The sequence below is a fragment of the Rhodopseudomonas rhenobacensis genome, from assembly GCF_014203125.1.
Classification (GTDB): Bacteria; Pseudomonadota; Alphaproteobacteria; order Rhizobiales; family Xanthobacteraceae; genus Rhodopseudomonas_A; species Rhodopseudomonas_A rhenobacensis.
The window spans coordinates 1-21,733 of the sequence record NZ_JACHIH010000008.1; the positions used below are offsets into that span (position 1 = coordinate 1).

Consider the following 21,733-nt stretch of genomic DNA (forward strand, 5'->3'; position numbering starts at 1 on the left):
GCCTGCCGGTTCAGCGGCTGGTGCTGGCCGAACTTCTCGAACAGCACCATCGCCAACAGGCTGGGACCGGCCCAGCCGCGGGCGAGCACGTGGAATGGCGCCGGCGCCTGGCTGATGGTCTCGCAATCCCGGCAGCTGAACTTCTCCCGGACGTGCTGGATCACCTTCCAGGATTTCGGGATCACCTCCAGCGTCTCGGTGATGTCTTCGCCGAGCTTCGACAGCCGCGTCCCGCCGCAGCAGGCGCACGACGTCGGCGCCGGCACGATCACGCGCTCGCGCGGCAGATGGTCGGGGAACGGCTTGCGGGATGGCCGCTGGCGGGTGAACGAGGCCACGGTGGTGGTCGCGTTAGCGACCTTGGCGGCGGCGATTTCGGAGGCGAGTTCGTCCTCGGTCGCGGACGTTTCGAGGTCTTCAAGCGTCAGCTCGAGCTGGTCCAACAGACGCGCGGTGCGCTCCGAGCGCGGGCCAAAACGATCGCGGTTCAGCTTTTCGATCTGCAGCTTCAGATGCGCGATCAGCGCCTGATCGTCGGACTGCTGGGCGCGAACGATGGCGAGTTCGGCACGCGTCGCAAGCAACGCCGCGTGCAGCGCCTCGATATCGTCCGGCAGTTTCGCAGCGCCGTTTCCCATGCCTCGATGGAATCACAAAACCTGCGATTTGGCGCGGGCTTTTTGCAATCTTAGGGGATTTTTTGTGCCGCCTATCCGGCGCTCTGCGGCCGCCAGCTGTGCTGCGGATTGCGCCAGTCGATCGCCTCCAGCAGATAACCCATCTGGGCCGCGCTCAGCGCCACCACGCCGTCCACCGTCGAGGGCCAGATGAAGCGACCGCGGTCCAGCCGCTTGGCGTAAAGCGACAGCCCGATCCCGTCGTGCCACAGCGCCTTGATCAGCGTGCCGGCGCGGCAGCGGAACACGAAGACGTCGCCGGCGAACGGATCGCGGCCAAAACCTTCCTGCACCAGAAGCGCCAGCCCCTGCATGCCTTTGCGCATGTCGGTATGCCCGGTCGCGATCCAGATCCGCGCGCCTGCTGCGATCGGGATCATCGGCGCTCCAGAATGTCGAGCACTCGCGCCAACGCGGCCGCGTCGACGTCAGCGTCGACGATGATCCGGCGATCATTGCCCAGCTCGATCACCATCCGGCCGCTCGCCGGCACGGCAGCGGATGACGGCGCATTCGCGGGCGCTGCCGTGCTCGTCACGACCGCCGGCACAAACGCAGGCTTGGGCTGTTCGACCTCTCCTGCACGAACAGCGCCGAATGACCGCCGCCACGTCAGTAGCAACGAGCGCGATATTCCGTGACGCCGCGCTGTCGACGAGATCGCCCGCGGCGTTTGCATGCTCTCCAGAACGATCTTGAGCTTCTCGTCATCCGTCCATTGCCGGCGCCGGCCGGTCTCGACGACTTCGAGCCGCTCAACCTGTGTACTGCACTTATGGCTGTCCATAAGTGCTGTTACAGAGCAATCCGCCTAACCCAGCAAGGCGGCCCTCGCCGGAGGGAGACGCCTGGCCGAGGGGCCCGGCCGCATCATGCCGGCGGACGTGCTTGCCATAGCACCGGGACGGCCACGCCGTCGGTCGGTTCAATACGAAGTTATCCCTTGAAGGGCTGCTATCCAGCGAGGTAAATGCGGCGACGCGGTCCCGCGGCCGCGCTCCGGAACAGCGGCGGTGCCGTGCGCGCCGGGCGGTCGTTACCGAACCAATCGGATCGTCCCTTGCAGAATGAACTCCCGCCGAATCTGAAGCGAATTGAGTCCGAGTCGATCGAAATCATGCGCGACGTGGTCGCCACGTTTCGCAATCCGGTGATGCTCTATTCGGTCGGCAAGGACTCCAGCGTCATGTTGCGGTTGGCGATCAAGGCGTTCTATCCCGCGCCGCTGCCGTTCCCGCTGCTTCATGTCGATACGACGTGGAAGTTCAAGGACATGATCACGTTTCGCGACGAGCAGGCGCGGGCCAACGGGGTCGATCTGCGGGTTCACGTGAACCAGGACGGGGTGGAAAAGGGCGTCAATCCATTCACCTTCAGTTCCTCGACCTACACCGACATCATGAAGACCGAAGCGCTGAAACAGGCGCTGGGCAACTATCAATTCGACGCCGCGCTGGGTGGCGCGCGACGCGACGAGGAGAAGAGCCGCGCCAAGGAGCGGATCTTCTCGTTTCGCTCCAAGAACCAGGTGTGGGATCCGCGCGATCAGCGCCCGGAGCTGTGGAACCTGTTCAACCCGCTGATCCATCCCGGCGAATCCATTCGGGTGTTTCCGCTCTCGAACTGGACCGAGCTCGATGTCTGGACCTACATCGGTCTGGAGAACATTCCGGTGGTTCCGTTGTATTTCGCGGCGCTCCGGCCGGTGGTTCGCCGCGCGAATACCTGGATCATGGTGGACGATCACCGTTTACCGCTCGGTCCGGACGAGGTGCCGGAAATGCGGCGGGTGCGGTTTCGGACGCTGGGATGCTATCCGTTGACCGGAGCGATCGAATCCGCCGCGGAAACCGTCGAGCAGATCGTTGCCGAGATGGCCGAGACGCGATTCTCCGAACGGCAGGGTCGGCTCATCGATACCGACGAGGTCGGATCGATGGAGAAAAAGAAGCGCGAAGGATACTTCTAGTGAGTGCGACCCCCGGCCAGGCGGCGGACAAGGATCTGCTCCGTTTCATCACCTGTGGTTCGGTCGATGACGGCAAGTCGACGATGATCGGCCGGTTGCTGCACGATTCGAAGCTGATCATGGAGGACACCCTCCACGCGCTGACCAAGGATTCGCGCCGCTACGGCAGCCACAACGACGGGGTCGATCTCGCGCTGCTGGTCGACGGCCTTCAGGTCGAACGCGAGCAGGGCATCACCATCGACGTGGCCTACTGCTTCTTTTCAACGCCGCATCGCTCCTTCATCGTCGCCGATACGCCGGGTCACGAGCAATACACCCGGAACATGGCCACCGGCGCCTCGACCGCGCAACTCGCCGTCGTGCTGATCGACGCGCGCAAGGGAATTCTGCAGCAAACCAGGCGGCATACCTACATCTGCTCGCTGCTGGGATTGAAGCACGTCGTGTTCGCGGTGAACAAGATCGACCTGGTGGGCTACCGCGAGGACGCCTTTCGGCGCATCGCCGAGGAGGCCGAAGCCTTCGCCGCTCCGCTCGGGTTCCGGTCGGTCCATGTCGTTCCGATCTCGGCGCGTGACGGCGACAATATCACCGAACGATCGCCGCGGACGCCGTGGTACGTCGGCCCGGCGCTGCTGCCGTATTTGGAGACCATCGACGTCTACAGCGACGTGCTTTCGAAGCCGTTCCGCTTCCAGGTGCAATGGGTCAACCGGCCGCACTCCGAATTCCGCGGCTACGCCGGGACGGTCGCGTCGGGCCGCATCCGCAAAGGCGACCCGATCGTCGTTCCGACCTCGGGGCAACGGTCCCGGGTTCAGGACATCATCAGCTATCAGGCATCGCACGACGTCGCCGAGGCCGGCGATGCCATCGTGCTCACGCTGGAACACGACATCGACCTTGCGCGCGGCCACGTGCTTTGCGCGCCGACGGAGTTGCCGGAGGTCACGAACAGGTTTGCCGCCCACGTACTCTGGATGGACCAAGAGCCGCTGATCTCCGGGCGCTCCGTGCTGTGTCGGATCGGAACCAACCTGATCTCCGCGTCGATTTCGATCGACTGCAAGATCGATATCAATACCCGTGTGCGGGTTCCGGGCAACAGCATCGGCCTGAACGAGGTGGCGTTCTGCAATCTGGTGGCCGCAGCCCCGGTGGCGTTCGATCCCTACGTCGACAACCCGAAAATGGGCGCGTTCATCGTCATCGACCGCCACAGCTATCGCACGGTCGGCGCCGGCATGATCGCATTCAATCTCGATCGCCGCGACGAACGGCAAGCCGGTCAACGAACCGTGGACAAGACCGCGCGCGCCGCCCTCAAGCAACAGAATCCGGCGGTGCTCTGGCTGACCGGGCTGTCGGGAGCAGGCAAATCGACCATTGCCCGCCTGCTGGAAGCCCGGCTGCATGCCGCGGGCCATCACACCATGATGCTCGACGGTGACCATCTGCGCGGCGGGCTGAGCCGCGATCTCGGCTTCACCACCGAGGATCGCGTCGAGAACATTCGCCGTGCCGGGGAGGTCGCCAAGCTGATGGTAGAAGGCGGTCTCATCGTCTTGTGCGCGTTCATTTCGCCGCATCGCGCCGAGCGGGCGAAGGTCCGCGATTTGTTCGGGCCGGACGAGTTCATCGAGATCTTCGTCGATACGCCGATCGAGACCTGCATCGCCCGCGATCCGAAAGGCCTGTATGGCCACGCCCGCAGCGGCGAACTGACGAACTTCACCGGCTTCGACGCGCCCTATGAAGCACCCGACGCTCCGGAAATTCACCTGAAGACCCCGGGCCTGACCGCCGAGCAGCTGGCCGATCGGGTCATCAGCGTTCTTCTGGCGCGCAGGCTGATCGCGCGCTCGTAGCGCGGGTGCGTCGGGCGGCTGTTGTGTCGCCGCAGCCGAGTCGCCGCCCAGGCTCGGAATCGGTTTTGCAATGCGGCATGGGCTTCGCTGGGACCGGGCGTGGAGATCCCGGCCGTCCATGCGCTACGGTTGCGCGCAGGCGAGGGCGACTGCTTCCTGCGCGATCCAAAGAACAAATCCCTCGACGGTGGTTGACTAGCAACTCGGCCGGTCGCAGTATCCAGCGCCGCCAACCGCTACGTTGTCGGTGGCATCGGTTATTGTTGTTGAAGTATTAGCGTCGCAGTCGACCGCCACGGCGGACAATTTGAAGCGCGGCACGCCGGCACCGCTGACCGGAGTCCAATCGGGGCGGATCGCGGATTTATCGCGCGGCCCGGAACAGAAATCACGACGCGGTGCTGGCAACCGCAGATGACGAGACGTTTTCGAAACGATGATTTCATCGATGCCTTGAGCGCAAGATGCTGATTGTCCAAGACTCACGATCTCATTTCTTGAAGCCCGCAGCACGGGTGCTTCAAAGACGACATATCACCGTGGACCAGCCGAGATGTCACGACGAGGGATCAGCCTGATCCGCGGGACAATCATAGGCGGCGAAAGCCCAACAGCATGGGAGGAAGAATTGAGCAAAATCCTGATTTCGATCCTGTTAGGACTGCTGTCAGTCGTGATGCTGTCCGCAGCGCCGGCCAGTGCACAAGCGAGCCGAACCTGGGTGTCGGGCGTCGGGGACGACGCCAATCCCTGCAGCCGCACGGCGCCGTGCAAGACCTTCGCAGGCGCCATCTCGAAGACCGCGGCCGGCGGTGAAATCGATGCGCTCGATCCGGGCGGATTCGGCGCCGTGACCATCACCAAATCGATCACCATCGATGGCGGTGGCGGTCAGGGTGGACAGGTCGCAGGAATTCTCGCCTCAGGCACCGTGGGAATCAACGTCAACGCGCAGCCGTCTGATGTGATCATCATTCGCAACCTCTCTATCAACGGAGTCGGGACCGGCACCAACGGCATCAATTTCCTTGCCGGCAGCTCGCTGGAGATCGAAAATGTGAAGATCATGAACTTCAGCGCCAACTGTGTCCGCTTTCAGCCCACCGTGAAGGCGAACCTGATCATCACCAACAGCGCCCTCGACCGATGCCTGGGCGGCGGGCTGAGCAGCTCGGCGACCAGCGGCGGCACCAATCTCGTGCAGATCAATCGATCGACAATCTACAGATCCTCGGTCGCGGTGACCAGCGGCGCCAACAGTTCGGTGCAAATCTGGAGCAGCGTCATCTCCAACAACGGCGTCGGTGGCGTGCTCGCCAATGCCGCGACCGGCCAGGTGAGCCTTGATCAGTCGACGGTTACCAACAACGGATTTGGCGTTCAGGCGCAGGCCTCCGGAATCGTGCGATTGACGAATACGAGCGTGATCGCAAACACCGGGACGGGATTATTCGCCAATGGTGGACAGATCTTGACCTGGCAGAATAACTGGGTCGCCGGCAATGCCCCGGATGGCGCTCGAACCGGAACGATCGTCCCGCAGTGATGCGGGCAGCGGTGTCGGGTTGGGTTTGCTGGCTTCGTACTGACGATCGAGAGCGGGCATGTGCCCGCTCGTCGGGACTACGAGATTGAGACAATGTGGTTGTGGTTGCTGCGTCCCGGCGAGACGCTAAAAGCGGGCGTATATCGTCCGACGACTCTCCTCGCTGTGGTCATCGCGGGCGTGGCATGGGTCGGTTCGCCGGCGTTCGGTGGGGTCCGCGTCGCCGGCTCGCCGGCGGCGATCGAATTGCAAGCTGAGAATGTCGAGCTTCATGAAGTGCTGCGGCAGTTGAGCCTGAACTACCCGTTTCAGTTCAAGAGCGTCGTCCCTCTGACTCAAACCGTCACGGGAAGGTACACCGGCTCATTGCAGCAGGTGGTCGGTCGCCTGCTTTCCGGCAGCCAGTTCGTGACCCGGCTGTCGGGGCAAGAGGTCTCGGTCGTTGTCTACGCCATGCAGAAGGGAGCCGCGCGAGCCGCGGATCCTGCTCCGCCAGCCGCGGCCGTGCCGTCTCCCGTTTCACAAGCCCCACCCGAGACAGCAATGCCGCGGATGACTCTGCCTAATCCGAAAGGTGTGACGGACTCGGGCTACGTCCGGTGATGGAAATGAGTGAAGGCAAAGGCGGTCATTGGGCTCTCTGAAGGTGCTGACTGCGCCCTTCGCGTCGCGTGCATGTGACGGCGCGCCGGTGATGGAACGGCGTATTCAGAGCCTGCCGTCGTCGCTTAACAATCGCGCGTAGCGAACACGTAGTGTATTGATTAGTTGTTCCGCCAAAAACAAGGCCGGCATGATTACGATCGTGTTGTTAGTGCGGACAAACTATGTCAGCCTGCTCGAATTGCATAACCAAGGGAGGAATTTCATGGCCTACAAATGGACTTGCGCCGGGATTTTGGCGGTTGCGCTGGCCTCATCGTCGGCGTTAGCGGACACGCGGATTGTGGGTAAGTCGGGAACGGATTCGCCGACCTGTGGTGGGACTGGTGTGGCGCCATGCCTGACGATCGGCACCGCGCTCAGCAACGCGGTCACCGGGGGCGGCTTCGCGCGCGTGGTGATCGCGTCGAACGGTGTGTTTCAGGAAGCGGTGACGATCACCACAGCAGCCGAGATCACGGTGGCCAACGGCGGGTTTGTGGTGCTCGCCCCGCCCTCCGGAGGCGTTGGAATAACCATCAATGCAGGGACCAGTGACTCGATCAGGATCTACAATCTTTACTTCGGGGGAGGGAGCGGCGCCGCGCTGAATGCAATTGCCTTCAATGGCGGCAGCCGCCTCGAATTGCACAACGTGCAGGTCCGCGGTTTCGGCGGGCCCGCGCTGAATCTCACGCCCAGCGGCGGCACCAGTTCGGATGTGCTGATCGTCGACTCGGATATCGCGGAGAACAGCAACAGTTGCGTGCTGCTGCAGCCGAACGGGATTGCCGGCAATGGCTACATCATCAACTCCCGAATTCACAATTGCAGCACGCTGGGCGTTCGCGCCGACAGCCAGAACACCACCGGCTTCGTGAAGATTCTGCTGTCGCGGTCGCTGGTCTACGGCGTCGGCGCGACAGCGGTCTCGGCCGCCTCCGGCACAGCGGGCGGCACGGCGCGCGTCTTCATCGAAGACAGTGACATCTCCGCAGCATCCAACGGCATCGTGGCCAATGGTGCAAAAGCCCAGCTGGTGTTGAACCGAAGTTCGGTGACCGGGAACAGTCTCGGCTCGAACGCGGTCGGCGGCGGGGTAGTCTACTCCTACGGCAACAACGTTCTGCAGTTCAACACCAACAACGGCCCGGCGCCGACGCCGGTCGCGCTGCAATAGTCGTTGGTCAAAATCGGCGCGCGTGTGGGTGAGATGAGGCCGCAGCACGCGCGCGATCCGCCGAGCCGTCGCAATGAAAATCGCCACGACGACGCGCACACGCGGTGCCGTGGCGGTGCGATCAAGATGGCGTGCCGGCAGAGGACGCAAACGGTTTGGCGCGGGCGGGCCCGCCGGGCGCGGCAGACATTCAAAGGCTCGTCGGTGCGCAATGTTTCCGGCGATGAATTGGGTATGTCCGTATGTATCCCCCGTCGTTCCTGCATGACTGGTTTCGCCGGCCGGCGAAATCGTCTATGAGGCAGCGCGGCGCGGATTCTCACGCGCCGAGTTCTGGTGGAAATCAGCCACGCGATGTCGCCTGCGCCTTCACGAGTAGCCATTCTGCTTGCGACCTATTGCGGGGCCGAATTTCTCGAGGAACAGCTTCAGTCGTTTCGCGCCCAGACGCATGGCGACTGGGAACTGCATGTCTCCGACGACGGCTCGACCGACGACACATTGGCCATCGTCGAAGCGTTTGCGACGACCGCCGAGCGACCGGTAGAGATTCGTGCCGGCGCCAGGGTAGGCTTCTGCCGCAATTTCCTGTCTCTGATCCCGCGCCGCCAAACCGACGCCGCCTACTTCGCCTTCAGCGACCAGGACGACATCTGGCACCCGCAAAAGCTCGCCAAGGCAGTGGCGTGGCTAGAATCCGTGCCGGCGGGATGTCCGGCGCTGTATTTCTCCCGCACCGCATTGGTCGCCCGCGACGGCGCCGCCCTCGGGCTGTCGCCGCTGTTCCGACGTCCCCCGGTGTTCGAGAACGCTCTGGTGCAGAACATCGGCGGCGGCAACACCATGGTGTTCAACGAAGCCGCCCGCAGCCTGTTGGCGCAAACGCCGAGCGATGTGCCGCTGGTCTCGCATGACTGGTGGGCCTATCAGCTGATCACCGGGGCCGGCGGGATCGCGCATTACGATCCGTGGCCGAGCTTGAAATATCGGCAGCACGGGCAAAATCTGGTTGGCTCCAACATCGGGTTGCGCGCGCGTTTGGTCCGCCTGGTCGCGTTCGCCGGCGGGCGGGTGGTCGACTGGAATGCAATCAACATCGCGGCCCTCGACAGCGTTCGGCATTTGTTGCGTTCCGGCAACGTCCGGGTGCTGGAGCGCTACGCCCGCGCGCGGCGCGCCAGCGCGCTGCTCAGGCCGTATCTGTTGTGGAGCGCCGGGGTCTATCGGCAAACCAGCCTCGAGACCGTTGGTCTCTATCTGGGCGCCTTGCTCGGCCGGATTTGATAACTAAGTCTGCAGCCACAAGACTTTATTACCAAAATAGTGCGGCGGCGACCGTGGGCGAGTCGCGCGATCGAAAGCGTCGCGACAGCCCGGCACGATGCGGTCGTGCAGTTCTGCGACGATGACCCGTGTCATGTCTAACCAGGCCGGTTCGGCATAGAGCAAGTCGCGTTCGCCCCCCTCAATGTCGAGCTTTAGAATATCGATGCCATTCGCGCCGAACTCACCCAGCAAGCTCGGGATCGAAGTCACCTCGACCTCCTCGATCAATTCGGGGTTGATGCAATCGACCGGGCGCTCCACGATCGAAAAGCCCCATTCGCCTGTGCGGCGGTCGATCAGCTTGGCGATGCCGTCGTTGGGACCTAGTGCCTTTTTCAGAGCGATGATGTTCGGCCAAGGTGCCACGTTGCGGCATAGTTGTGCGAAGTTCGCTTGGGAAGGCTCGAGGCAGATGATGCGCGCGGTCGGAAAGGCTTCGGCAAGAACGATCGCGGAAGTGCCGATATAGCCGCCTGCATCGACAATGAATTGAAACCCAAGCGGATTGGCGGCAGCGATAGCACCGTCGAACTCGCCGCTAAAACAGGACTTGGCGACCAGGAAATCAGGCGTTGCCGGGCGGATCCAAATCCGGCGAGCCTGCAACTTCACCCATACCGGAAATTTCCAGTTCAGCATTGAGAACAATAAGAACTTGGTCGCGCCGGCGAGATCACCATTGCGGAAGATCTCTCGGGCCTGTTGTGCGATATCTCCAAAGCGGCGCTTAGTAGAGAGCATGGGGGTTTTCCGACAGACCTACGAATCCGATATCTTTAGCCGTGAGGAGGCGCCTCTACGCGAAGTTGAGGCCATTGCTTCGCGAGGCATATCTTCAGTGATCGAAATTTCGCCCCGAAGAGATTTTGTAGGATTTTCAGAGATGAGCAACAATACTTTCGTGAGTAATATCACCCGGTCGCAGGTCGGCAACGACAATGAGCTATTCATTCGGCCGCTGTTTTTGGCGCGCTTACGAGCATCCTTGCCAAAAGCTTGACCTCACTATTTATTCGTGAGTACACTAGCACGATCACTTATTAGAGGCAATTTGCGGGCCGATGGTACACCTGATCCTTTGTCGGCTAGGTTTGGGTTGTCGTAACAATGATTGGTTTGATAGAGCCCTCGCATTATTCGAGGCGGTGACACTCTCGTCGTTAATTGCTCAAACGAATCAAGATTTCCATTTCATCGTTTTGGTCGATAAGAGCGCCAACCTTGCCTCAAGGATATTGCCGCTAATTGCGGATCATAAAAATTTTCATCTGGTCGAAGCAGATTTGAGTTCGCAGGAAATGGCTCAGATGGGAGGGCATAACTGGATGTATCGTGCCTGTCACGATTACATCTTCGGGCACCTTCTGATTGAGGACCCTTCAGAATACATAATCACGTCGACGATTGATGCTGACGATGCCCTCAACACGACTTTTGTCGCCCGTGTTAACGAGGCCGCGGCTGAACGGGTGGCCGATCTGAAGCGAAAAGAAGCGGGTCGAGGCTCGCATCTCTCTCATTCGGCGGGCCTTGGTATCACGTTTGAGAATGGCCTCGTTTATTACGCAACATCCGATAGATACAAGCGGCGCACGCTCGCCTTCAGTAGTTTGTCGGTTTCCATCGTGGCCAGGGCTTCGACGGGGATTTCAGCGTGGTCCTGTCGTCACTTAGCATGGCCGCACATGCTGGAAATTCTCGGCTTTGATACTCTGAGGCTGGAGAATTCCGTGCCGATGTGGTTGTACGTCAGGCACCCATGGGCTGTTACCGCATCGGACGCAAACGATGCAGATGTGATCGGCCCGGATCTTGATCTAAAGAGCTTGTTTGGCGTCGATGTCGAAAAGCTACACGGATTCCTGAATCGGTTCGACTTGGGGGACGACAGACAACTGTTCTCGGGCGGCATGTTTGTCGGGGATCAGTTTTCGCGCATCTATCAAATGATGGGCCTAACGACCCAGATATCAGCAATAGAGAAGCGTTTGTCATGCGAGGCGTTGCCGGTGAATGAGCGGCAGCGCCTTTGTGATTTGCTGTCCAAGCAGCGGAACCGGCTCAGAGAAACTAATCGAGAGTTTCAGGTCGTCGGTTTAGAAAAATATGGGGGTGCCATTAACCGTGACCTGCCCCCGCCAAGTTATACCAGCGATCCTGATTTCTGAAATCACGTGGAGTTCGGTTTAGCGTTGTTTTGATATCCTGGCGTAGAACGATTGCGCCATGCAGCCGCTCACGCCACTAGAATAAGCATCGTTCAGCAGGTCAGATACGACCATCAGCGGAGCGACCTTACCCCGTCTTGCCTCCGAGACGTGCCCTTGGTCGTCCGTTGTGCCGTCTGCACCCCGATAGATGTCGATCCGAGACAAGAATCGCACGCTCTCGTCACTCTCCGCACGAGGAGCTCAGCTGAGCGCTACGCATCCACGGCCGGTCTTACCGGGATTTCAGATGATCGTCGATCATCGCGACATCATAAGCGCTCGCGGAGCCGATCAGCTCGCGCCAGGCCGAGGTTGGAAGCTTCGCCGGATTGGATTGCAGCAGTTCGCGCTTGATGAACGGGCATTTGTAGTCGGTAATCAGCACATCCCAGAAGAAATGCATGGCGTTGATCGGGCGGCCCTGCAGCAGGATCGATTGCACAAATCGCAGGCTGCGGATCTCGTCTGGGTCAAGCTGCCGCGACCCGAGATCGGCCAGCCTGTCCTTCATCGTTTCGGCGACGGCCCAATAGGGCGCGAGCACCCCGCCGCGCAGCCCTTGCCGCGCCAGCGCCTGGGACAAGCCGACTTCGCCGTTGCGGATCACCCAGCCCTTGTTATTGACGTAGGGCATCGCCTGCCAAAACGCCGCAAATGCCTTCGAGCGCAGCGCGGCGGGCGTCAGCAGCAGGAAGAACGATTGGATATGGTAGCGGAGCTCCCAGCTGTCGACGATGCCCCAAAAATCCGCGCGGCTGCGATCGACGGCTGCGAGCGTTTCGGCAAGGCTCCAGAATGGCCCATAGACGCTGTCGTTCATCAGCACCAGCCCATCGAGGCTCTGCAGATCGTCGATCGCCGCGATGCCGTCCTTGTAGGCGCCGAAGTCGTAGCCGGTATTGTATCGCCATAGCATGGCGCGGCAGTGCGGCGCGACCCGCGTCCGGCTTTCGGAGGGAAAGCTCGGCGAGTTGGTGACGAATGTGGTCCGAAAGCCCGCCGCGGCGAGTTCGCGAAGCTGATGCACCACGTAGTCGTGGACCAGACCATCACGGTCGAAATGAACGTACACTGCGGCTTGCCGCGACGCATGCTGTAGGTCGTCGCCGGGGAGGGTTTCGCGGAGCAGGCTGTGGCGCCGCCAACTGCGTGCAACCGGCCGGATCACTGCGTCCTGGGCGACATAATACGCCGACCGGATCGACCTGGCGAAGTCCTTGAACTGACTCATCGTGCGTTCCAGCCGGCTGTCCTGCCAGCGCCCGGCGTTTGCGCCGGGCGAGATGCCGGCGATCGCGCCATCAGCCGCGCCGGTCGCGGCCGGCGGCCGCGCGCATCGGGGGCGACTGGTTCATGAGGCCACCGGCGCGTTCGATCGGTGGCGTGGGGCGTCATGACCCAATCCGGCACTCAGTTCGACATCTCTTCCGAGTAGGCGTCCAGAATCTCGTTGATCGGGCCCGAGGCCTTGATCCGTCCCTGATCCATCCAGATCGCCAGATTGCAGAAGCGTCGGCAGGTTTCGAGGCTGTGCGACGCCAACACCAGGATGCTGGCCTTGGCGACGAACGACTGAATGCGATTCTTCGCCTTGGTCAGAAAGGTCGCGTCGCCGGCCATGATCCATTCGTCCATCAGCAGGACTTCGGGCGCGAAACAGGTGGCGACCGCGAAGGTCAGGCGGGTCATCATCCCGGACGAATAGGTGCGGACCGGAAGGTTGAGATAATCGCCGAGTTCGGTGAATTCGATGATGTCCGGGATGCGCTCTTCGATTTCCTTGGCGCTCAGGCCGAGAATCATGCCGCGAAGCCGGATGTTGTCGTAACCGCTGATTTCACTGTCGATGCCGAGCGCGATGTCGAACATCGGAGAGATCCGGCCGCGGGTGCGGACGGTGCCGGCGATCGGCTCGTAAATGCCGGCCAGCACGCGCAACAGCGTGGTCTTCCCGGCGCCGTTCGATCCGATCAACGCCACCCGGTCGCCGGCCTGCAATTGCAGCGAAATGTCCCGAAGCGCCTCGACCATGATGCGCTGATTGGCATCGGTGGCGATATGGCCGCCGGAGCCCCGGAACAGGATGCTCTTCTTCAACGACCGCGACCCGCCGTGATAGATCGGGAACGACACGCTGACGTCCTGGAGCAGCAGCTCGGGCGCGGTGGATGGAGCTATCGGAGTGATTTTCATGTCGATCACACCCAATACGCGATGCGCGCCCGGAAGCGGGAAAACAGCGCTCCGGCGATGGCCAGGTTGACGGCGGTGATCAGCAGAACCGCCAGGTAGCTTTTTATTCCCGGCATGTTTCCCAGCAACGGCGCCCGCACGATTTCGATCAAGTGAAAGAACGGGTTGAAATCCACGATGAAGGTTCGGGACTTCAGCAGTTCCGGCTTCCAGAAAATCGGGGTGACGAAGAAGATGATCTGGATCGCGGAATTCACCACCTGCGGAATATCGCGAAAGCGGGCCGACACGATGCCGATACACAGGTTGATCAGACTGCCGTTCAGGATGACGAGTAGCAGGCCGGGGATCGCCCACAGCGCGGTGACGCCGGGCCACAGCTGGAAGTACAGAAGCACGCCGAAATATATCACAAAATTGTGAACGAAGATGACGAACTTGCTCCATGTCGAACGATAGACATAGACCGAGTAGGGCAGGCGGATCTGTTTGATATAGGATTCCGCGCCGGTGAATAACGTGCCGCCCTCGGTGACAAAACTGGCGAGCAGGGTCCAGACGAGTAGTCCGACGCACAGGAACGGCAGGAAGTCGTGGATCGGCGTGTTGAACAATTCGCTGTACAGAACGCCGAGCGAGACCACCATGATCGCCATGCTGGCGGTCAGCCAGAACGGCCCCAGCAGCGAGCGGCGATAGCGCTGCAGAATGTCATTCCAGCCGAGCCGCACCCAGAGCGGCCACAACGCCAGGCCGGTAGTCAGGTCCTGTAAGGCGACATGGAACGGCGTCTGCGGGCGGGCTGCCCCCATCAGGTCGGCGCGATCGATTTCCAGGTTTGTTCTCAAAGGGAAGCACCAAGTCTCTGCGAAACGATTAGCCGCGCGTGCCACGAAGTGTGGGCAGCGTGATGCACGCACACCCTGCTGAAGTCCGCCTGTCAACGCCACGGCGGCCGGTTTCTGTCAAGCGATAAGATCCAAACGACTCGACGGGAATCGATTCCCGAACCGCTGCTTTATGGGTTGACCGCAGAAGAACGCTCGGCGGTTTGCTGGGTCTGCTTCGGCGTCGGTTGTTTCATCCAAGGCTTTTGCCGGCGCGCCGGGAACGCCAAGCCAAAATTGTCCGACATCGTGACCGATAGATTGTCGTTGTAAAATCGATCGCGCGCCAGAGCGGCCGCCCAGGTGCGTTGCATGTAATCGACTTCCCCGCGAAACCGCGCCGCCTTGGCAGGGGTGTCCTCGGCGCCGCGGCTGGCGGATTCATGGTGATAAAGCTCGGCGTGCGGTGTCCAGACGTTGCGATAGCCCTTTGCGAGAATCTTGAGGCAGAGGTCAACGTCGTTGAACGCAACCGCCAGGTCCTTTTCATTCAAACCGCCGACTTCGTCGAACACCGATTTCCGCACCAGCAGACATGCGCCGGTGACCGCGGAGACATCGGATGCCAGCAGATTACGGCCAAAATATCCCGCGTTGTGGCGGCACATTCCGTGATTGAAATGGTTGGCGACGCCGCCGACGCCGAGCACCACACCGCCATGCTGCAACCGTCCGTCGGGGTACAGCAGCTTCGCTCCGACGGCGCCGACGCCCGGCAGCACGGCGATCGACACCATTTCCGAAAGCCAGTCGCGGTTGATGACGTCGATGTCGTTGTTGACGAGGCCGATGATCGAGCCCTTTGCCGCCCGGGCCGCCATATTGTTGATGGCAGAGTAATTGAACGGGCCCTCGAAGCGGAGCACGCGGACGCGGGGATCGCGCTGCAGCTGCGCAAACAGCCGCTTGGTATCTGGCGAGACGCTTTGATGATCGACGATCAGCAATTCGAGCGCCGGGTAGTCGGTACGATGCAGGATGCCGTCCGCGCACATCGCCAGCAACTCGGCATGATCGCGGGTGGGGACGATCAAGGACACCAGAGGGGCGGGGTCCGGCATAGCGCGCCGCACCCGGATCCACTGCGGCAGCTTGGCGTCGACCGCCACCGTGGCGAGCTCGCCGTTGCGTTTGAGATGCTCGCCGACCGCCTGCAGCGCCGCGTCGGAGCATCGCCCGAGGTTGCTCTCCGAGAACGAGGCAACGCCGTATTCGCGGCGCCAATGGTAGAGAATCGCCGGGATATGATGGATGCGATCCGGCGTCGTGGAGTCGGCGCAGCGAAGGCTGACATCGTAGTCCTGGCTGCCTTCGAGGCCTTGGCGGAAACCGCCGGCACGCTCCAGCAGAGAGCGGCGGTAGACCCCGAGATGACTGATCATGTTGTGCGCCAGGATCAGCGTCGCGTTCCAGTCGGTCTTGAAATACGGCGTCATCCGCCGCCCCTTGTGGTCGATCTGGTCTTCGTCGCTGTAGATCATGTCCAGCGACGGATTGTCGTTGAGGCAGGCGGCCACCTCGTAGAGCGCATGCTGCGGCAGCAGGTCGTCGTGATCCATCAGCGCGACGAATTCGCCCGATGCCAGCGCCAGCGCCGAATTCGACGCCGCGGAGATGTGGCCGTTGGTCGAGCGCCGGATCCATTTGATCCGGGGATCACTCTCGGCTGCGCAACGAAGGAATTCTGCAACGTGGGGCGATGGCGACGCGTCGTCGGCGACGCAGAGCTCCCAAAACGGATAGAGTTGCGCGCGGACGCTGTCGATCGATTGCTGCAGCAGCCACGCCGGCGTCTCGTAGGCCGGCATGATGATGGAAATCAGCGGTTTGTAGTCGAGCCGATCGATGTGCGCGCGGATCAATTCGCGATCGCGGTCCGTCAACGTATCGAATTCGCGGACCCAATGATCATAAAGCGTGTCACATTGCTCGCTGGGGGCTCTGGGCATCGCTTTGATCAGCGCCCGCAGCAGACCCTTGCCAAGTCGGTAGAACGGGCGGAAGAGCATTCGGATCAGCCGCTTGACCGGGGCCGGCAGACCTCGTCCCAAGCCTCTGGCCAGTGCCTCGGAGCGCTGGATTCTGGAGAACCAGCCGCCGTGTTGCAGTTCGGTCCAGTGTTGATCGGCGTTAGACATTTCCATCTCCGACTTGCGAGCCGTTGCGGGCGTTCGTCTCGCAAGCATTGAAGGCTGCTGGTGTTTCGTAAGGCGCCTCGCCGCTGAAAGATTCGGTTGTCGCCATCCGAATCGATAAATTGCCGAGTAGCGGTCGCTTATGGACCAGTCAGACTGTCAAACGTATGGCAAAACAAATTGACTTCTCCCTTTCGATCCGCAGTCTCGGATCCCTCGCTGCATTTTAAGCCGCTACGTCGGGACGAAGCAACCTGTGATAGCGGTTGGCCGCCGCCGCGGTCAAAAACGGCTTGGCTGAGGCGAGAGGCAAAGCTGCTGGGTGGCGCCGGCGATCTGGAGCTACCGGACGGTGCAGGCGGTCTATGGCGCCGGCGATCGTCGGTCAATCATTAAGCGTTGCTCACCGAATTGACTGATGAATTTGGTACACTCGACCAGGGCCGCTCCGGTTTGACGGCTTCGGCCCGGCTATGCTTATTGCGCTGAAGGACCGGCAGGACCACCGCAATGGCACGGCGATTTGCAATCCGGATTTGCCCGTTACGCCGATCGCACGTATAAACCGTTGGTTGAATCTAGCTTTTGTCAATGGTTCGAGTGCGATACAGATCGCTCTGCGCGGCTGTGGATGTGGAACGAGCGGTCTACGATGGATTCTTGCTGCCGGCCTAATCTTCCTTTGGTGGTCGATCTCGACGGAACTCTGTTGAAGGTCGATACCCTCTATGAACAATTTGCATCTGTGCTGCTGACCCGGCCGTGGGCCGCGATGGCCGCCATATTGGCGCTGTTCAACGGCCGGGCGGCGTTCAAGCGCAGACTGGCGACGCTGGCGACCATCGATGTCGAGCATCTCCCGGTTCGTGAGGAGTTCCTCGGCTACCTCGGTGAACAAGCCGCAACCGGGCGCGAATTGCATCTGGCCACGGCGGCCGATCAGGCGATCGCATCGCGCGTGGCCGAGCGATTCCCACTTTTCAAATCGGCGAACGGAAGCGACCCCCACCTCAATCTGAAAGGCGTCAACAAGGCGGCGCATCTGGCGAGTCGATTTCCCGACGGATTCGTCTATGCTGGCGACAGTTCCGCCGACTTGCCGGTATGGAAGACTGCCCGCGCCGCGATCCTGGTTGCGCCGGCGGTCTCGGTGCGCAAGGCAGTCCAGGCGGCGGGCATTCCGGTGGAGCGCAGCTTCGAGGACAAGCCCGCGCTGCGGACCTCCTGGCTGAGGGCGCTGCGCCCGCATCAATGGGCCAAGAATCTCATTGTTCTGGTGCCGCTGGCCCTGGGGTGGCGCGACGTCACGCCGGCAGGCTTGGTGACGACGCTGCTGATGATCGGCCTGCTCTGCGTCATCGCCTCGCTGACCTACGTCGTCAACGACATGGCCGATCTGACTGCGGACCGCCACCATTGGTCGAAGCGCCGGCGTCCGTTTGCCTCCGGGGCGATCCCGGTGCGCGACGGGTTGTTGGCGGTTGGTGTTGTTCTGCCGATTGCCTGCGCCGCGGCGTTGCTGATTGCCCCGCTGGCCGGCCTCTGCGTGCTGTTCTACGTCGCGGTCACGCTGGGATATTCGTTTGGTTGGAAGCGAATTCCGCTGTTCGATACCTTCATCATCTCCCTGTTGTTCACCATCCGCATTCTGATCGGCATCGCGGCCGCGCAGCTCGTGCCGTCCGCCTGGCTGCTGACCTTCTCGATGTTCTTCTTCTTTTCGCTGGCGATGGCCAAGCGGCATACCGAGATTCTGCGCGCCGCCGAACACGACATGAAGAAACTGGAAGGCCGCGGCTATCAGGCCGGCGACGAAAGCCTCACGCTCGCCTTCGGTACCGCCGCCGCGATGGCGTCGATAGTGATCGTCGTCATCTATCTGGTGGAAGAAGTGTTCGCGCGGGAGCTTTACAGCACCCCGGCGTGGCTATGGGTGGCGCCGATTGCCATCTTCTTGTTCATTTGCCGAATTTGGGGGCTGTCGCATCGCGGGCGGATGACCGACGACCCGGTGGCATTCGCCTTGCGCGATCGCGTCAGCCTGGGGCTCGGCGTCTGCGTCGCCATCGCCATCGTGTTGGCGCTGTGACCGGGTTTGCGCCACGCACGGACCTGCTGTCGTGGGGCCGAACGCCGCGCCTGCCGATGCAGGTCGCACATCCGGCGTTCCGCGACCAGTTGGACGGTCTGATCCGGGCCGGCGCGGCCGGCAATCACGGTCTGTTGGCGGTCGGGAAGCTGCGGTCGTATGGCGACAGCTGCCTCAACGGCGACGGCTCGGCGATCGAGATGGCGGGTCTCGAGCGGTTCATCAGTTTCGATCGTCGCACCGGCGTGTTGGAGGCCGAGGCTGGCGTCACCCTTGCCGAGATTTTGCGGGTGGCGATACCCGCCGGTTATTTTCTACCGGTCACCCCCGGCACCAAGTTCGTCACCTTGGGTGGAGCGATCGCCAACGACGTCCATGGCAAGAACCACCACCGCGCCGGGACGTTTGGCCGCTGGGTCCGTCAATTCAGCCTGGCGCGCACCGATGGGTCCCAGCAAGTCGTCGGCCGCGACGACGCCAGCGGCCTGTTCGCGGCGACCATTGGTGGACTGGGGCTGACCGGCGTGATCACCCGGGTGACGCTTGAACTGATGCCGATTGCGAGCTCGCGGATCGATCTGCAGACGATTCCGTTCGGGCGGCTTTCGGAGTTCTTCTCGCTCGCGGCGGAGAGCGAGGCATCGCATGACTATACCGTCGCTTGGATCGACTGTCTGGCCCAAGGCGACAAGTTGGGCCGCGGGATCTTCACGCGGGCGCGGCCCAGCAGCGACGGCGAATTGCGTGTTAGTAACAAGAGCGGTCCGTCGGTTCCGATCGATGCGCCGGGCTTCTTGCTCAATCGGCTGACGCTGTCGGCCTTCAACGAAGCTTATTACCGGATCGCCGGGCGGCCGCGCCAGGCCAGCGTCAGCTACGATCCGTTCTTCTATCCGCTGGACGCCATCGGCGGCTGGAATCGACTGTATGGCCGGCGCGGCTTCTATCAGTATCAAAGCGTGGTACCGCCCGCGGTCGCGGAGGCCGCTACCACCGAAATGCTGCGAACCATCGCCTCGGCCGGCCAGGGCTCGTTTCTGGCGGTACTGAAGACCTTCGGCGATGTGCCTTCGCCCGGACTGCTGTCGTTCCCGATGCAGGGAACGACGCTGGCGCTGGATTTTGCTAATCGCGGGCGTTCGACGCTATCGCTGCTTGACAAACTCGACGCGATTGTCCGAGAAGCCGGAGGGCGCCTGTATCCGGCCAAGGACGGTCGGCTTCCGCCAGCGATGTTCAGGGCTGGCTATCCGGCGCTGAATCAATTCACACCTCACATGGATCCAGGAATGTCCTCGACATTCTGGCGTCGGATGCAGCTATGACAACGCTAACACCCCTTCATGTGCTGATGCTGGGCGCGGGTTCCGGGATCGCCCAGGCGACCGCGCGACTCTACGCGGCCGAGGGGGCGGTGATCGGCCTGGCAGGACGCAACGCCGAGCGGCTTGATGCCATCGCCCACGATCTCACGGCGCGCGGCGCCAGCCGCGTCGAGATATTCGAAATCGATTTTGTCACCGCGGAGCCGGCGCAGGCGCTCGCCGACATGGTGGCCAAGTTGGGCGGCGGTGATCACTTCATTCTGGCTTATGGCGTGCTGGGCGATCAGGCGGCGGCGGAGCGCGACCTGACCGCGGCCCAGACCATCCTCGACGTGAACTTCCGCTCCGCCGCCGGCTGGGCGTTGGCGGCGGCGAACCTGTTGGAACAGCAGGGGCACGGATCGTTGGTGGTATTAGGATCGGTGGCGGGTGACCGCGGCCGGCGCTCGAACTACGTCTATGGCGCCGCCAAGGCGGGGCTGGCCGTGCTGGTTCAGGGCATCGACCACCGCTTCCGCGGACGCGGGCCACGCGCCGTGATCGTCAAACCGGGACCGACCGACACCGCGATGACCGCCGGCATGGCGAAGGGCGGGCCTTTATGGGCGACGCCCGAAGCCGTCGCGGCGGTGGTGCGCAAAGCCGCGGACCGCGGCGGCCCGGTGGTCTACGCCCCGGCGCGGTGGTGGCTGATCATGACCATCATCCGCGCGATCCCCGCGGCGATCTTCAACAAGATGAACTTCTAGAGCCATGCGCAAGATCGTCATCACCGGCGCGGCCGGCCTGGTCGGCCAAAATCTGGTGGCGCGGCTGAAGTCGCGCCCCGACCTCGAATTGGTCGGCATCGACAAGCACGCCGCCAACGTCGCGCTGTTCCGCCAGGTTCATCCCGAGGTCAGGATCATCGAGGCGGACCTCGCCGAGCCCGGCGCATGGTCCGACTGTTTTTCCGGCGCCGATACCGTCGTGATCAACCAGGCGCAGATCGGCGGTTTGTTCGGCGAGGAATTCGAGGCCAACAACGTCACCGCCACGCGGCACATCCTCGCGGCGATCGAACGCCACGCGGTGCCGTATTTCGTCGGCATTTCCTCGTCGGTGGTCAACTCCGCCGCCGATGATTTCTACACCCGCTCGAAGACCGCGCAGGAAAAGCTGTTCGACGCATCCTCGGTGCCGCATGTGACGCTGCGTCCGACCTTGATGTTCGGGTGGTTCGACCGCAAGCATCTTGGCTGGCTGCGCCGATTCATGGACCGCGCGCCGGTGTTTCCGATCCCGGGCGACGGCAAATTCGATCGGCAGCCGCTGTATGTCGGCGACTTCGTCTCGATCATCATCGCCGCGATCGAGCAGCGCAAGGCCGGCACCTTCGACATTTCGGGGCTGGAGCAGATCAGCTACGGCGAGCTGATCGGTTTGATCCAGGAGATCGTCAAGCCGCGCGCCCGTATCGTCCACATTCCCTATGCGATGTTCTGGGCGCTGCTGTGGCTGTACGCCAAGTTCGACAAGAATCCTCCGTTCACCACCGGGCAACTCGAAGCGCTGGTCATTCCGGAGACGTTCCCGGTGATCGACTGGCCGGGTGAATTCGGCGTCAAGCCGACGGCGTTGCGCCAGGCGCTGACCGAGACGTTTCTTGATCCGGAATTCTCCAAAATCGTTCTGTCGTTCTAG

19 protein-coding genes are annotated in these 21,733 nt (G+C 62.0%); 11 read left to right on the top strand and 8 right to left on the bottom strand.

Going from position 1 to position 21,733, the window contains the following annotated elements:
- From HNR60_RS08605 to tnpA, 3 genes are all read right to left on the bottom strand, one after another.
- A partial coding sequence (locus HNR60_RS08605) for an IS66 family transposase (RefSeq protein WP_184256409.1) occupies positions 1–638 on the bottom strand: 638 nt, incomplete at its 3' end.
- A gap of 71 nt (positions 639–709) precedes the next feature.
- On the bottom strand, positions 710–1,057 hold the full coding sequence (gene tnpB, locus HNR60_RS08610) for an IS66 family insertion sequence element accessory protein TnpB (protein ID WP_184256411.1): 348 nt from the start codon (positions 1,055–1,057) through the stop codon (positions 710–712).
- Positions 1,054–1,464, bottom strand: coding sequence for an IS66-like element accessory protein TnpA (tnpA, locus tag HNR60_RS08615; protein WP_184256413.1), 411 nt, complete (start codon positions 1,462–1,464; stop codon positions 1,054–1,056). The genes tnpB and tnpA overlap by 4 nt, the downstream gene beginning before the upstream one ends.
- 330 nt (positions 1,465–1,794) lie before the next feature.
- Here tnpA and cysD point away from each other — a divergent pair, with 330 nt between their 5' ends.
- The 6 genes from cysD to HNR60_RS08645 all read left to right on the top strand — a co-directional run bounded on the left by cysD (position 1,795) and on the right by HNR60_RS08645 (position 9,169).
- Complete coding sequence (gene cysD / locus HNR60_RS08620) at positions 1,795–2,646, top strand: sulfate adenylyltransferase subunit CysD (RefSeq protein WP_246432873.1); 852 nt, start codon at positions 1,795–1,797, stop codon at positions 2,644–2,646.
- Positions 2,646–4,517 carry an adenylyl-sulfate kinase gene (cysC, locus tag HNR60_RS08625; protein ID WP_184256417.1) on the top strand — a complete coding sequence of 624 codons (1,872 nt, stop codon included), beginning with the start codon at positions 2,646–2,648 and terminating at the stop codon, positions 4,515–4,517. The genes cysD and cysC overlap by 1 nt, the downstream gene beginning before the upstream one ends.
- A gap of 628 nt (positions 4,518–5,145) precedes the next feature.
- The gene (locus HNR60_RS08630; RefSeq protein WP_184256419.1) at positions 5,146–6,063 is read left to right on the top strand and encodes a right-handed parallel beta-helix repeat-containing protein; all 918 of its coding nucleotides are present in this window, start codon (positions 5,146–5,148) and stop codon (positions 6,061–6,063) included.
- A 93-nt stretch (positions 6,064–6,156) separates the two neighbouring features.
- Positions 6,157–6,666, top strand: a complete 510-nt coding sequence (locus HNR60_RS08635; protein WP_184256421.1) for a hypothetical protein — start codon at positions 6,157–6,159, stop codon at positions 6,664–6,666.
- 190 nt (positions 6,667–6,856) lie between these two features.
- Positions 6,857–7,885, top strand: coding sequence for a hypothetical protein (locus tag HNR60_RS08640; RefSeq protein WP_184256423.1), 1,029 nt, complete (start codon positions 6,857–6,859; stop codon positions 7,883–7,885).
- Positions 7,886–8,221: 336 nt separating this feature from the next.
- Complete coding sequence (locus HNR60_RS08645; protein WP_347339325.1) at positions 8,222–9,169, top strand: glycosyltransferase family 2 protein; 948 nt, start codon at positions 8,222–8,224, stop codon at positions 9,167–9,169.
- Between the two features lie 3 nt (positions 9,170–9,172).
- Here HNR60_RS08645 and HNR60_RS08650 read toward each other — a convergent pair whose 3' ends face one another.
- Positions 9,173–9,952, bottom strand: a complete 780-nt coding sequence (locus HNR60_RS08650; protein ID WP_184256425.1) for an FkbM family methyltransferase — start codon at positions 9,950–9,952, stop codon at positions 9,173–9,175.
- Between the two features lie 320 nt (positions 9,953–10,272).
- On the opposite strand from HNR60_RS08650, the gene HNR60_RS08655 reads away from it, so the two are divergent.
- Positions 10,273–11,379, top strand: coding sequence for a glycosyltransferase (locus HNR60_RS08655; RefSeq protein WP_184256427.1), 1,107 nt, complete (start codon positions 10,273–10,275; stop codon positions 11,377–11,379).
- A gap of 274 nt (positions 11,380–11,653) precedes the next feature.
- On the opposite strand, the gene HNR60_RS08660 is transcribed toward HNR60_RS08655, so the two are convergent.
- From HNR60_RS08660 to HNR60_RS08675, 4 genes are all read right to left on the bottom strand, one after another.
- The gene (locus tag HNR60_RS08660) at positions 11,654–12,652 is read right to left on the bottom strand and encodes a rhamnan synthesis F family protein (protein WP_184256429.1); all 999 of its coding nucleotides are present in this window, start codon (positions 12,650–12,652) and stop codon (positions 11,654–11,656) included.
- A 179-nt stretch (positions 12,653–12,831) separates the two neighbouring features.
- The gene (locus HNR60_RS08665; RefSeq protein WP_184256430.1) at positions 12,832–13,614 is read right to left on the bottom strand and encodes an ABC transporter ATP-binding protein; all 783 of its coding nucleotides are present in this window, start codon (positions 13,612–13,614) and stop codon (positions 12,832–12,834) included.
- A gap of 5 nt (positions 13,615–13,619) precedes the next feature.
- A complete protein-coding gene (locus HNR60_RS08670) occupies positions 13,620–14,426 on the bottom strand; it encodes an ABC transporter permease (protein ID WP_184256647.1) in 807 nt (268 codons plus the stop codon).
- Positions 14,427–14,632: 206 nt separating this feature from the next.
- Complete coding sequence (locus HNR60_RS08675) at positions 14,633–16,639, bottom strand: glycosyltransferase family 2 protein (RefSeq protein ID WP_184256432.1); 2,007 nt, start codon at positions 16,637–16,639, stop codon at positions 14,633–14,635.
- 706 nt (positions 16,640–17,345) lie between these two features.
- On the opposite strand from HNR60_RS08675, the gene HNR60_RS08680 reads away from it, so the two are divergent.
- The 4 genes from HNR60_RS08680 to HNR60_RS08695 are packed head-to-tail and all read left to right on the top strand — an operon-like array spanning position 17,346 to position 21,733.
- On the top strand, positions 17,346–18,725 hold the full coding sequence (locus HNR60_RS08680; protein ID WP_246432874.1) for a UbiA family prenyltransferase: 1,380 nt from the start codon (positions 17,346–17,348) through the stop codon (positions 18,723–18,725).
- On the top strand, positions 18,722–20,050 hold the full coding sequence (locus tag HNR60_RS08685) for an FAD-binding oxidoreductase (RefSeq protein WP_347339326.1): 1,329 nt from the start codon (positions 18,722–18,724) through the stop codon (positions 20,048–20,050). Before HNR60_RS08680 ends, HNR60_RS08685 begins: the two co-directional genes overlap by 4 nt.
- Complete coding sequence (locus HNR60_RS08690) at positions 20,047–20,799, top strand: SDR family NAD(P)-dependent oxidoreductase (protein ID WP_184256436.1); 753 nt, start codon at positions 20,047–20,049, stop codon at positions 20,797–20,799. The genes HNR60_RS08685 and HNR60_RS08690 overlap by 4 nt, the downstream gene beginning before the upstream one ends.
- A gap of 4 nt (positions 20,800–20,803) precedes the next feature.
- Positions 20,804–21,733 carry an NAD-dependent epimerase/dehydratase family protein gene (locus tag HNR60_RS08695; RefSeq protein ID WP_184256438.1) on the top strand — a complete coding sequence of 310 codons (930 nt, stop codon included), beginning with the start codon at positions 20,804–20,806 and terminating at the stop codon, positions 21,731–21,733.